General features: G+C 40.3%; 9 protein-coding genes. 1 reads left to right on the forward strand and 8 read right to left on the reverse strand.

Features of this window, described 5'->3' with window-relative positions; translation table 11 throughout:
* Positions 1 to 42: 42 nt before the first annotated feature.
* Both AC5YCE_RS10060 and AC5YCE_RS10065 read right to left on the reverse strand, forming a co-directional pair.
* A protein-coding gene (locus AC5YCE_RS10060; protein ID WP_496171372.1) for an IS3 family transposase occupies positions 43 to 1,208 on the reverse strand; the annotation gives its coding sequence in 2 pieces (ribosomal slippage) (positions 43 to 941 and positions 941 to 1,208; 1,167 coding nt in all).
* A gap of 22 nt (positions 1,209 to 1,230) precedes the next feature.
* Positions 1,231 to 1,419 carry a hypothetical protein gene (locus tag AC5YCE_RS10065; protein WP_496171952.1) on the reverse strand — a complete coding sequence of 63 codons (189 nt, stop codon included), beginning with the start codon at positions 1,417 to 1,419 and terminating at the stop codon, positions 1,231 to 1,233.
* 210 nt (positions 1,420 to 1,629) lie between these two features.
* On the opposite strand from AC5YCE_RS10065, the gene AC5YCE_RS10070 reads away from it, so the two are divergent.
* A complete protein-coding gene (locus AC5YCE_RS10070) occupies positions 1,630 to 2,388 on the forward strand; it encodes a glutathione S-transferase (RefSeq protein WP_496171953.1) in 759 nt (252 codons plus the stop codon).
* Positions 2,389 to 2,464: 76 nt separating this feature from the next.
* Here AC5YCE_RS10070 and AC5YCE_RS10075 read toward each other — a convergent pair whose 3' ends face one another.
* The 6 genes from AC5YCE_RS10075 to AC5YCE_RS10100 form a co-directional block, all read right to left on the reverse strand.
* A complete protein-coding gene (locus tag AC5YCE_RS10075) occupies positions 2,465 to 3,709 on the reverse strand; it encodes an NADH:flavin oxidoreductase/NADH oxidase family protein (protein WP_496171954.1) in 1,245 nt (414 codons plus the stop codon).
* Positions 3,710 to 3,788: 79 nt separating this feature from the next.
* On the reverse strand, positions 3,789 to 5,378 hold the full coding sequence (locus tag AC5YCE_RS10080; protein ID WP_496171955.1) for an ABC transporter ATP-binding protein: 1,590 nt from the start codon (positions 5,376 to 5,378) through the stop codon (positions 3,789 to 3,791).
* Entirely contained in the window at positions 5,353 to 6,366 is a 1,014-nt protein-coding gene (locus AC5YCE_RS10085) for an ABC transporter permease (RefSeq protein ID WP_496171956.1), read from the reverse strand. Before AC5YCE_RS10085 ends, AC5YCE_RS10080 begins: the two co-directional genes overlap by 26 nt.
* Entirely contained in the window at positions 6,366 to 7,448 is a 1,083-nt protein-coding gene (locus tag AC5YCE_RS10090) for a microcin C ABC transporter permease YejB (RefSeq protein WP_496171957.1), read from the reverse strand. The genes AC5YCE_RS10085 and AC5YCE_RS10090 overlap by 1 nt, the downstream gene beginning before the upstream one ends.
* Before the next feature lie 28 nt (positions 7,449 to 7,476).
* Complete coding sequence (locus tag AC5YCE_RS10095) at positions 7,477 to 9,303, reverse strand: extracellular solute-binding protein (RefSeq protein WP_496171982.1); 1,827 nt, start codon at positions 9,301 to 9,303, stop codon at positions 7,477 to 7,479.
* A 52-nt stretch (positions 9,304 to 9,355) separates the two neighbouring features.
* The gene (locus AC5YCE_RS10100; protein ID WP_496171958.1) at positions 9,356 to 12,796 is read right to left on the reverse strand and encodes a lytic transglycosylase; all 3,441 of its coding nucleotides are present in this window, start codon (positions 12,794 to 12,796) and stop codon (positions 9,356 to 9,358) included.
* Positions 12,797 to 12,813 lie beyond the last annotated feature (17 nt).

Here is a 12,813-nt window from a genome sequence, read left to right on the forward strand (position 1 = left end):
TGATGTATGCTGAATTAACAGGAGGCTTTAACTTGGGAGATTCTAGGCAGCCAACTTGTAAAAGTCCTCTGCCATTTGATTTGGTGTCTTAAAATCCAATCCTTTCTGAATTCTCTGCTGATTATAAAATAACTCTATATATTTTGTAATATCAGCCTTAGCTTCCTCCCTTGTTTTATAATTGCGATGATGTACAAGTTCGTTCTTTAATATTCCCCAAAAGCTTTCAATCGGCGCATTATCGTAACAATCTCCTTTTTTACTCATTGAGCCTTCGAAACCATATTTTTCAAGCATATTCCGATATTCTTTACTGCAATATTGGCTTCCTCTGTCTGAGTGAACGATTAAGTTTCGAGAGGGTTTATGATTGCGGATAGCCATGCTAAGTGCGTTGCAAACAAGCTGTGATGTCATCCGTTCACTTAAGCTATAGCCAACCACTTGTTTGCTACAAAGGTCTTTTAAAGCAGCTAGATACAGCCATCCTTCAGCTGTCCATACATATGTAATGTCACTTACCCACGCAACATTTGGAGCAGTTACTGCAAAGTTTTGCTCTAACAAATTATTATAAATAGAACGATTGTGGTCGCTATTCGTTGTTCTTTTAAAACGCTTATGGCGCTTACAGTACAGATGATTCTGCTGTTTAATGCAACGCACAGCATACTGGCTAATTTGGATACCTTGAGCCTGTAAATACTTGGTCAGCCGAATATAACCGTAACTTTCATTGGTCTTTTGATGGGCGATTTTGACCAATATTGTCTGCTGATTGCTTAGAATCTTTCGTTGGCTTAAACCTTGTTTAAGCCAATCATAAAACCTTGATACTGAGACATTTAGCAATCTAGCCATCATCGTGGTTGGGTATGTGTTTTTGTGCTCTTTCATATAAGCGTACCTCACTGACTTTCTTTGGCAAAGTACGCTGCCGCTTTTTTTAGAAATTCTTTTTCCATTTCCGCAGTTTTGAGTTGTTGTTTGAGTTTCTTATTTTCTTCGAGTAGAGCAACGAGATCGGGCAAATATTGTTGTGTTCCTTCTAATGTCCCAACCTTTGCTTTGTTGTACCAATTTGAAAGGGTTTGCATGGAAATACCAAGCTGTCGAGCAGTTTCAGAGACATTGCCTTGATTTGATTCAATCGCTTTGATTGCTTCAGCTTTGAATTCTGCTGTATAAATCTTTTGTTTTTTGCTCATGGTAAACTCCTGATGAGTATGTCTAGTTTACCAAGTGAAAGCCTCCGTTTTTATCAGCACACATCACTTTTTGAATCACGATACTTTGAGAAGACTTAGAAGTATGAAAAATAATGTCACCCGTTTGAAAGTCTTGAGCAAAAATGGCCTTATTTGATAGGCAGCTCATCAATACCGTAAAAACCAAACGCTTATAGGGAAGTTGAATCATGGTTATTTTTCTCTTTTTAGCCTTGTCTCACACTATATCATTCAACCCAATAAATCGACTTGAATGAATAGTCCAATCGACTCATGAGAAATTTAAAATCTAAAAGTTAAAATATTAAAACTTTAGAAAATTAAGCTTTTACAAAAACAACTTAAACCCATGAAAACGTGATAAAACTCATGGATAATTTTTAATAAATCGGCTGCTTCAATGACAACATTTACACTTTACCATTTAGCCAACTCTCGATCTCAGCGCATCATTTGGCTTATGGAAGAACTTGAACTTCAATACCAATTAGAAATATGCAAAGTCAATAAAAACAATATAGCTTATCAAAATTTAAAAATGCTATGCCCCAATCCTAAATTTCCATTACTGCGTATCCAAAGCCAAGCTCAGAAAGATATTCTCCTGAGTGAAACAACTGCAATTGCGGATTATCTCAGTCATAAATATCAAAAATTTGGATGGGGTAATTTAACGGATGCAGAACATATTGATTTCTTCTATTGGAAAAATTTTGCTGAATCCAGTTTTATGCCCAATCTAGCTTTAAAACAAATTTTTGCTCAGATTGTCAATCAAACCCCTTGGATCGTTAAACCTATTTCGATTTTGTTTAAATACGGTTTTGACAAAGGTTATTTGAATCATGCCCTAGAAGCACAAATGAAAGCGATTGAAACTCAACTCAGTCAGCGACAATGGATCACAGGTTCGATATTCACGCTTGCAGATATTGTTTTATGGTTCCCGCTGAGAGCTTGTGTCGAGACAAATCGTAAATTTAAGACTTATCCAAATATTCAGCGTTATCTTCAAGATTTAGAAAGCAGACCTGCCTTTCAAAATGCTTTACAAAAAGGACAATGGTCTGAATCCACATTTAAGGGATATTGGAATATTTTAGAGCGACATAACAAGAGCTACACAACAAAAGTTGATAAAAAAAATTGTCCAAATTAAACAGTGATAAAAATTACGCTCAAATTTGGACTATTTCAATTAATTTACAACACTTATCAAAAGTGAATCTTTAATGTTAAGAACTTTTACGTGAATTCACTTTACCTTGAATGATGGCTTTAATATTTCCTTTGGCATAATTTAAGAATACTTTTAAAGGCGACAATTTAGGATTCGGTGCTTTACCCTCACCAATCGCCTTAAACTGTGCTGCATACCAAATAATTTCCATAATCGCCATTTTGTCGACAAATGGAATCCCTGTTTTAATTGGGCTGACTGCATATTTAACATTCTGACCTGCGATCAAACGATTCGTTAAATCCGTCTCAACCGCAAGCGGACGTGCGATCCCAATAAAATCACAAGCACCGCTTTCAAGCGCTGCATTCATACCTTTGACTGTGCGGAATCCACCTGTCACCATCAGTTTACATTTTACTTCTTTACGAATTTTCTCAGCAAAATCTAAGAAATACGCTTCACGTGCAATGGTGCTTTCTTTGCGCTGACTGGATTTTGCACCCGCCATTGCAGGCGCTTCATATGTGCCACCTGAGATTTCAATCAGATCAATCCCAGCTGCATCTATCGCTTTAAAGACAGAAATGACTTCTTCCTCAGTAATCCCACCACGCTGAAAATCCGCAGAGTTGAGTTTCACTGAAATAATAAAATCATCAGACGTTGCCGCACGGACAGCCTTATAAATTTCTAACAGGAAGCGTGTACGATTTTCAATGGACCCACCCCATTGATCCGTACGCTTATTGGTGATTGGTGACAAAAATTCGCTGATCAAGTAACCATGTGCACCATGCAATTGCACTCCTTCAAAACCTGCTTTTTCACAAATCGCAGCAGAGGTTGCAAAGCGTTGGATCAAATCTAAAATTTCATCTTCATGCAATGCACGTGGTGTCGCAAATGTGGTTGCCAACATTGCACTAAAAGGCACAGCCGAAGGTGCGACTGTTTCCTTATTCAATCCTTTAGGGCATTGACGACCAGGATGTGACAACTGAATCAACTGCACCATCCCATGTTGCTTACCCAGATCCGCCCATTGCTTCAGCTTTGCCAAATCACGCTCAGTCTCGATAATCACCACACCTGGTTCATTCTTGGCACGTGCATCAACCATGACATTACCCGTGATTGCACAGCCTAAACCACCTTTTGCCCATGCTTCATATAAACCCAAATGAAGATGATTCGGTTCACCTGCGACATTCGCCAGTGCTTCGCTCATTGCACCTTTAATCACGCGATTTTTAAATGTGGTCTTTCGAATCTGAATCTGTTCTGCAATCTGGTTCATGCTGGCGATCTCTTATTTTAATCAATGAAATAAATTATGAGTTTGAGTGTAAATTTGACAATATACAATGTCAATTTGATTAAGATGAATATTGGCTCGCCTTAATCAGGTTTTTTGTATATTCATTTTGTGGATGCATAAATAATTGTTCTGTGTCTTGAAACTCGATTACTCTGGCATTTTTGAGCACTAAAATCTTTTGACAAAGCGCCCTCACCACATGCAAATCATGACTAATGAATAAATAACTGAGTGCATCTTCAAGCTGTAACTGTCTCAATAACTTTACGATAGAACGTTGTGTTGTTCGATCAAGCGCAGAAGTCGGTTCATCCAAAATGATGAGTTTAGGTTTCAAAATCAATGCTCGTGCCAATGCCACACGTTGACGTTGACCACCTGAAAGCTCATGGGGATAGCGAGATTTAAAATGTGTGGGTAATCCTACACGCGTTAATGACTCATCAATCAACTCAATGATTTTTGATGCAGGAACTTTTTTAATTCCCAATCCCTCACCTATAATCCGCTCGACATTCATTCTCGGATTTAAACTACTAAAGGGATCTTGAAAGACAATTTGAAAATCACTGCGTAAGGGTCGAAGCTTGTTTTCATTCAATTGATTGAGATCATTTCCTAGTAAAACAATATTGCCATCGCTTTCAATTAATCGTGCGATTGCGAGCGCTAAAGACGTTTTACCCGAACCACTTTCTCCGACCACACCAATCGATTCACCTTTGAGAATGTTGAGATCCAATGCTTCAACAGCGATAAAATAATCTTTCACACGGTTGAGTAAACCCTGCTTAATGGGAAATTTAACCGCAACCTGCTTTAACGCTAAAATTTCCTGACTGTTGTTGAACGCTAAATTTGCAGTTCCAAAATCATGATCCAATAAATGCTGGGTATAACTGGCTTTTGGCTGGGTAAAGACTGTTTCGACTTCGCCTTGCTCTACAACAAGTCCCTGATGCATCACAATCACATGCTGTGCATAATGGCGAACCAAGTTAAGATCATGGCTGATCAGAATCATCGCCATATTTCGTTTTTGAATGAGCGACTTAAGTAGATCAAGCACCTGAGCTTGTAAAGTTACGTCCAATGCCGTCGTCGGCTCATCTGCAATCAATATATCAGGCTCTAGTGCCAGTGCTGCTGCAATCATGACACGTTGACGCTGACCACCCGACAACTCATGCGGATAACGTCTGAGCTTTTCTTCAGCATCACTCAAACCGACATCATGTAGCAATTGAATGGTTTTAATGCGAACCTCTTGCTTGCTATACCCTTTGAGCAATAAAGGTTCACCGATGATTTTTTCAACATGATGCAATGGATTAAGTGCGGTCATCGGCTCTTGAAAGATCATGGCAATATGTTGACCACTAATAGCTTGAAGTGCCTGTTGATTTAAGGTGAGTAGATTTTTATTTTGAAATAAGGCTTCACCTGAAATCTGTAAGTTTTGCGGCAATAAACCAAGTAAAGCCAAACTACTAATCGACTTTCCCGAACCACTCTCACCGACAATCGCAAGCGTTTCACCTTGTTTGAGCTCAAAGCTCAGATCTTCTACCAAAACCTGTTGCTGATTTTTAATTTGAAGATGATGAACACTTAGCAAGGGTTTAATTTTGTCTTGAATCGAATGCATCTCGCGTCGCCTCCCCAATATAAATCAGTAATGAAAGGACGATGGCTAAGCTAAAGAATCCCGATAAAGCCAACCACGGTGCGCTTAAATTATTTTTCCCTTGAAGCAATAGCTCCCCTAAAGATGCTGCATCAGGCGGTAATCCGTAGCCGAGAAAATCAAGTGCAGTCAAAGCTGTAATATTGGCGGTAAGCATAAAAGGTAATTGAGACAACGTTGAACTCATGGCATTGGGCAATATATGCCTAAAAATAATCGTAGCGTCTTTTACACCTAAGGATCGAGCGGCTCGAACATAATCCAAATTACGTGCTCTTAAAAACTCTGCACGAACCAAACCAACCAATGCTGTCCATCCAAATAACAGCATAATAAAGAACAGCCAATACACGCTTGGAGTGAACATACTCACTAAAATCATCACCATGAACAATGTCGGTAACCCACCCCACACTTCCAAAATCCGCTGACCGATTAAATCAATCCACCCACCATAGTAGCCTTGTATTGCACCCACAATAATTCCAATCACAGAGGCCAATAAAGTCAGCGCTAAACCAAATAACAGTGAAACACGTAATCCATAAAGAATTCGAGCCAAAACATCTCGTCCTTGGTCATCTGTACCCAACCAATTTTGTGCAGTTGGGGGTGATGGTACTGGCACAGTCAAATCAAAATTTGGGGTTTGATAGGAATAACGACTGATCGGCCAAATTGCCCAACCGTTATCCTCAATCATCTGTTCTACTACAGGGTCACGATAATCCGCTTCCGTTTCGAAGACCCCACCAAATTCAGTTTCAGCATAGGTTTTAAAAACAGGAAAATACAGCTGTTGATCATACTGCACCACGATTGGTTTATCGTTCGCAATAAATTCAGCGAATAGTGATGCTATAAAAATAATGGAGAATAAAATAAAACAACCAAATCCTAAACGATTGGCTTTAAAACGATTGAAACGCTCACGCATGATTGGAGACATTATTTTGCTCCTCTCGAATCAAAATTAATCCGAGGATCAATCACTTGATACAGCACATCACTAATGAGACGAAGCACTAAGCCAAGCAAAGTGAAAATAAACAATGTGCCAAAAATCACAGGATAATCACGTTGTTGAATCGCTTCAAACCCGAGCAAACCAATACCATCGAGATTAAAAATAATTTCGATAAATAAATTACCGACAAAGAAAATTCCAACCAATGCCTCAGGTAAACCGGCAATCACAATTAACATCGCATTACGAAATACATGACCGTAGAGCACTCGATTTTCACTCAGTCCTTTTGCACGTGCCGCTAGCACGTATTGCTTGTTCAGTTCTTCCATAAACGAATACTTCGTTAGATAGGTCAAACCTGCAAATCCACCTAAAACCAATGCGGTCAGTGGTAGAGCCATATGCCAAAAGTAGTCGGTAACTTTTCCAAACAAGCTGAGTTGTGCAAAGTTTTCAGAGACTAAACCTTGTAGTGGGAACCATTGAAAATAAGATCCGCCTGCAAAGAACACGATAAGCAAAATTGCAAAAACAAAGGATGGAACGGCATAACCCACGGCCAAAAGCAGAGAGGTTGATTTATCAAAAAACAAACCATGTTGACGAGCTTTTTTAATCCCTAAAGGAATCGACACCAGATAAATCAGTAAAGTACTCCAAAGTCCCAGTGAAATGGTCACTGGCATTTTTTCCCATAGCAGTTGAGTGACAGGTTTATCTTTAAAGAAACTGGTACCAAAATCAAAACTGGCATAGCCTTTGAGCATCAACCAAAATCGTTCATGAGCAGGTCGATCAAAGCCATATTGTGCTTCGATTTTTGCGATCATTTCTTCGCTCAATCCTCGCGCACCTTGATACTGTGCGCCTACATTGGTCCCTGTAGAGCCAGCTTCTCCACCACCTGTAGCCACACCCACACCTTGGAAATTTTCAGCTTGTTGGATCGCTTGTTCAACAGGGCCACCAGGTGCAAGTTGAATGACAACGAAATTGATTAACAGAATCAAAAACAGCGTGGGAATAATCAATAACAAGCGCTTTAAAATATACATGCCCATATTTACGCAATTCCTTTTTAATTACGTCTTATTGGCGACGTAAATATTGAGCAACTTTTCGGGCTTCGTTTTGATCCACCCACCAATATTGTTCACCTAATGCCAACTTAGGTTTCACACTCGGCTGTTTATACATATTCCAATAGGCATACCAATTTTTATTATTGCCATAGGTCAAGATTTGATAATAGCCTGCGCGTAACAATCGATCTAACACTTTGGTTCTGATAATGAGTTGTTCACGATTCGGTGCGCGAATGACTTGTTGAACAGCATCATCAATCACTGGATTTTTGATGCCTGAGAAATTGTAATTGCCCTCTTCATCCGCCGCTTTACTACTCCAAAACTGTGCTTGTTCATTGCCCGGCGTTAAAGACTGTGGCATCACCATGGTGGTCATATCAAAGTCTGAACGGCGCATACGTTCTAAATACTGCGGTACATCGACTTGCCTGATTTGAACATCAATACCCAGTTTTTTGACATTTCGAATAAAGGGTAAAATTGCTCGTTGTAAACCATCCTGATGAATCAACAGCTCAAATTGCATCGGTTGACCACGCTGATCATGCAATTTTCCATTTTTAAAGCGATAACCTGCTTTTAACAAAATTGAGCGTGCTTGTATTAAACCTTGACGGTTAAATCCACTGGCATCAGAAACCGGAAACTTCCAATTGGCTACAGCCCCTTGTCTTTGTAGAGGATGTAACTTGGGTAAATAGTTTTGCAGTATTTTGAGTTCCGCTGAGCTTGGTGAACCTTTAGGCTCAAGTTCGCTATTAGAAAAATGACTTTGTAATCGCTGATACTGACCATAGAACAACGCCTTATTCAGCCACTCAAAGTCATAGGCATAGGTTAATGCTTGACGAAAATAAATATTATTGAACGGCGCTTTTCGGGTGTTGAAAACAAAACTTTGAGTCGGTGCTGGCGTTTCAGGCGATGAAATATATTTCTTCACCATTCCTGATTTTATAGCCGGAAAATTATATCCAGTGACCCACGTTCTGGCTTTCTTTTCTTCATGAAAAGTGAATTGTCCAGATTTGAATCCCTCAAAAGCAATATCCATATTGCGGTAATAAATGTATTTAATCTGATTGAAATTATAACGACCGCGGTTGAGTGGCAAATCTTTCGCCCAATAATTTGGATTTCGCTTATAAGTGATACTTCGCCCAGCATCAATCTTATCAATCGTATAAGGACCAGAGCCTATGATCGGTTGCAAAGTAATTTTAGTGAAATCTCTATTTTTCCAATCTGCTTTTGAATAAATTGGCATCTGCGCCAGAATCGTCGGCATTTCAGTATTGTTATTCGATTTAAATGTCATTTTGACACGGTGTTTAGATAAAACTTCTGTCTTCGCTAAATCTGATAAATACATTTGCAAACCCGGATTACTCTTGGTTTGAAATACATCAAAGCTAAACTTGACATCTTCAGCTGTCACGCTGCTACCATTACTGAATTTGGCTTTGGGATTGAGTTGGAAAATTACATACTGTGTTTTCTTGGGATCAAAAGTGACTTTCTCAGCCAACAATGGATAAAGTACACTCGGTTCATCAAGCGAACTCCCCATCAAGGTATCAAATAAATAGCTGACGCCATCTACCTCCGTGCCTTTGCCGTTCATGCTATTTAAATTATCAAATGTCCCATTGGCTGAATAACTGATCAGCCCTCCTTTAGGTGCATCTGGATTTGCATAAGGCATACTTTTAGCATTGGCATATTTTGGCGTGGCATAAAGCGAAATATAAGGCGTCGTTTGGACTTCTGCCCAAACGACATTGATGGAACTGAAGCAAACAACGGCAAGAATTGTCATTCTTGACATTTTAATAAGCGGTTGCATCCTTGCGCTGAATCCTTAATTGCTCAAGCAAATACTAAAAGTTGGGAACTTTGAGAATATCACCAACTTGTAGCGTTGCATGAGGTTTTAAATCATTCATCTCCGCCAATTGATCAGTTTCAACCCCAAATCGATTGGCCAGACGAATCATCGAATCGCCGCTACGCACTTTATATTCAGTGACCAATTTCGGCACTTGTAAAGTTTGACCACGTTTCAAGCCTGCACGAGTATTCATGTTATTTAAATCTGCTAATTCTTTTGCCGTAATTCCCATACGACTCGCAATTACATTGAGAGACTCACCTGATTTAACGGTATATGATTCTGTAGCTCTACTACTCATAGTTGATGACTTAGTTACAGCAGATGTTCTATTCGGTTTAGATGAATGATCATTGGAGGATGCATCTTCACCAATGACTTTTAAACGCTGTCCCACACGAATGGTCGATTGTCGATTGAGGTCATTTAACTCAAGCAAGTCATCCAGTTGCATACCAAATTTACGGGCAATCGAAGCTAAAGTTTCACCTGAACGTACAGCATAAATCTCTGAAACCACTTCAGTTGATTTACTTGAAGATTTTGTCGATTTTACTTCGGACTTTGAACTTCGCTCAGCAACTGCTTTGGTTGTTTCAGGAGCTCCTGCTAATTTTAACTTTTGTCCGACATATAAACCTGCTGAAGGTTTTAAACCGTTCAACTCTGCAACGTGTACGAGACCTAAATTATATTTACTTGCAATAGCGTGCAAGCTATCACCCGATTGAACCGTATAGCTATCAGGCACTTTATTGCTGACAGGCACTTTGATGGTTTGACCTGCAAATAACGCTTTATTTGCTTGTAAGTCGTTTAGCTCAACAAGCTCATTTAAGGTGATATCCGATTTCATCGCGATGCTGTATAAGCTTTCCCCGCTTTGAACTCGATAATTTTCAGTCTTGTAAGCTGGCTGTACCTTCACCTTCTCGATTTGGTTACGCGTATTTTTATCTGCGTTTGCCTTTACATCTGAAAGCTGATCTACAGGCACATTGATACGTTGACCCGCGATGAGGAACGTGTCTGCTTTTAAACCTTCTGTTAACGAAGCTAACTCTTGATTCGATAACGCATAACGATCCGCAATCAGCTTGAGATATTCGCCTCGCTTTACCACATAAGGTTGAGTTTTGATCTTAGAAGCAATTGAACTCGATGATTCGGCTGTTTTAGCGTTAGATTGAGCCTTAGAAGACGCAACTGGAGTTTTAGTCGTTGAACCTTTCTTTTCCACTAAGGTTAATGTTTGCCCCACAAACAGATTACTGTTGCTGTTTAAACCATTCCATTCAGCTAAATCGTGAACGGACAGATCAAACTGATTGGCTAACCCAGTTAAATTATCATTTGGCTTTACCACATAAGTCTTAGCTTTATCCTCAGCGTTCTTCTCGACTACTTTGGACTCTTGAGCTTGTGGTTTTGCGTCATACAGGTAGAGTGTTGTTCCAACAAATAATGTTCCATTTGGGTCGACTTGGTTCCATTTAGCAATATCACGCCAATTAACGCCATTTTTCATTGCAATGACAGCTAAAGTATCGCCCGGTAAAACCGTGTAGGTACTGCGTTTTCCTTTCGGAGGCGTAACGATGACTTCACTTTCAGTTTTTTCGAAATTTTTATTTTGATTTAATTTCGCTTCTTCCGAAGAGGCTGATGTATTTTCAGCAACGGACTTAGGATATGCGAAACCAACTTTTACCTCAGTTCCTTGTTCAGCAGCAACGGACTGACTGGTCTGAATCGCTGTAAGTTTAATTTTGCCATCAAGCGGATCTACCACTTCGGTACCTTTAGGCGCAAGTGCTGTCAGCTCTTTGACCACTTCATCTTTTTCAGCTTGAGTTGCTTCTGGTTCAACCGCTTTTTCAATATTTTGTTCAGCTGTTAAATTCGGCTGTGCAGGTAGCGCACCTAAAATCTTTTCACGCTCCTCCGCAGAAATAGGCGGTTCTACCAATACGGGTTTCACATTCACTGCAGGGGTAATTGCAACTGGAATACGTGGTGCACTCGGTAAAACAGCAGATGATGCAAAAGCTGCCAAAGCATCAGAACCTGTTGGCGTTTTACTCACAGTTATTGCTGTAGATGACGTATTTGGACTCTTAACCGCCGTAGCTACAGTCGCTGGAGATTCAGTAGTTCGTATGGTTTCAGTGGGCTTAGTTTGAGGTTTAGACTGAATTGCTGGCGTCGTTGTTACTGTTGACGTTGTAGTTTGAGCTTTACTTTGTGCAGAATAGTTCTGTGAAGGTTGATTCAATGCTGGTGGTATATTCGTCGAAGTGACCATCGGCGTTGTCGATGTTTTAGTGGTCACTGCATTTGATGATGGCGATGTTCCACCGGCCCAATAACTTCCACCAGATGGCTTAAGTGATTTAAGTCGCGCATCAATATTCGGATTTAAATCCGCAGGAATCAAGATACGCATTGTGCTCGATGCATCGACGATATCACCACGATGTCCCGGGTTTAATTGATACAATTCGGCACGACTTAATCCTGTAATAGACGCAATTTCATTCAAACTCGCGCCTGCAGGAACAGTCACCTCTCGAAAGTGTGGGCGGTTCGCAATGGGCGGTAAGTTCACACCATATTTATGCGGAGATTTAATGATTTGTGCTACTGCCATGAACCGTGGCACATAATTCATGGTTTCTTGCGGTAATTTTAAAGACCAGTAATCTGTAGGTAGACCCGCAGCACGGTTACGGTTAATCGCCTGTTGAATACGCCCTGGTCCTGCATTGTATGCCGCTAAAGCCAATTCCCAAGAACCAAACTGATTATATAAACTCCCTAAGAACTCATAAGCAGCACGCGTCGACTCAACCACGTCACGACGACCATCGTACATACTGGTTTGTCTTAAACCGTAAATTTTCCCCGTACTTGGAATAAATTGCCACATCCCCGCCGCCGCCGCACTACTGGTTGCCGCGGGATCGTAAGAACTTTCAATGACCGGTAATAAGGCTAATTCTGTTGGTAATCCACGGCGTTCTGCTTCTTTAACGGTGTGATAAAGATAACGAGATGCACGCGCACTTAAACGTTCGATATAGGGCTGACGCGTAATAAACCAACCGCGTTGTGCTTCAATACGAGGGTCCCATTTATTCTCATCCATTTTAAAACCAACCGTCATGCGCTTCCACACATCACCATGTTTTAAAATGAGTAAGCGATCGCCTTCTACTGCACGCATGTCAGTGGCAGAAAGTAAGTCTTCAAGTGAATCCAAACTGTTGGCATCGAGCAACCCAGATTGGGACTTTTGAACTTTTGCTTTGGCAGGTGTAGATGAACACCCCGTTGTTAAACCTAAACCTGCCACCGCAGATGCAATTACAGATAATTTAAAGAATAGATTAACAGGTGGCTTCCACGCTGTGGTGGTTGGTTTATACATACAAATTCCGAAAAACG

This window comes from Acinetobacter sp. CY79, assembly GCF_059515845.1.

Bases quoted from the DNA above. Each gene is read 5' to 3' on its own strand.
- AC5YCE_RS10085 (WP_496171956.1), bottom strand. From the start codon at position 6,366: ATGTCTCCAATCATGCGTGAGCGTTTCAATCGTTTTAAAGCCAATCGT.
- AC5YCE_RS10070 (WP_496171953.1), top strand. From the start codon at position 1,630: ATGACAACATTTACACTTTACCATTTAGCCAACTCTCGATCTCAGCGC.
- AC5YCE_RS10065 (WP_496171952.1), bottom strand. From the start codon at position 1,419: ATGATTCAACTTCCCTATAAGCGTTTGGTTTTTACGGTATTGATGAGC.
- AC5YCE_RS10090 (WP_496171957.1), bottom strand. From the start codon at position 7,448: ATGGGCATGTATATTTTAAAGCGCTTGTTATTGATTATTCCCACGCTG.
- AC5YCE_RS10095 (WP_496171982.1), bottom strand. From the start codon at position 9,303: ATGTCAAGAATGACAATTCTTGCCGTTGTTTGCTTCAGTTCCATCAAT.
- AC5YCE_RS10075 (WP_496171954.1), bottom strand. From the start codon at position 3,709: ATGAACCAGATTGCAGAACAGATTCAGATTCGAAAGACCACATTTAAA.
- AC5YCE_RS10100 (WP_496171958.1), bottom strand. From the start codon at position 12,796: ATGTATAAACCAACCACCACAGCGTGGAAGCCACCTGTTAATCTATTC.
- AC5YCE_RS10080 (WP_496171955.1), bottom strand. From the start codon at position 5,378: ATGCATTCGATTCAAGACAAAATTAAACCCTTGCTAAGTGTTCATCAT.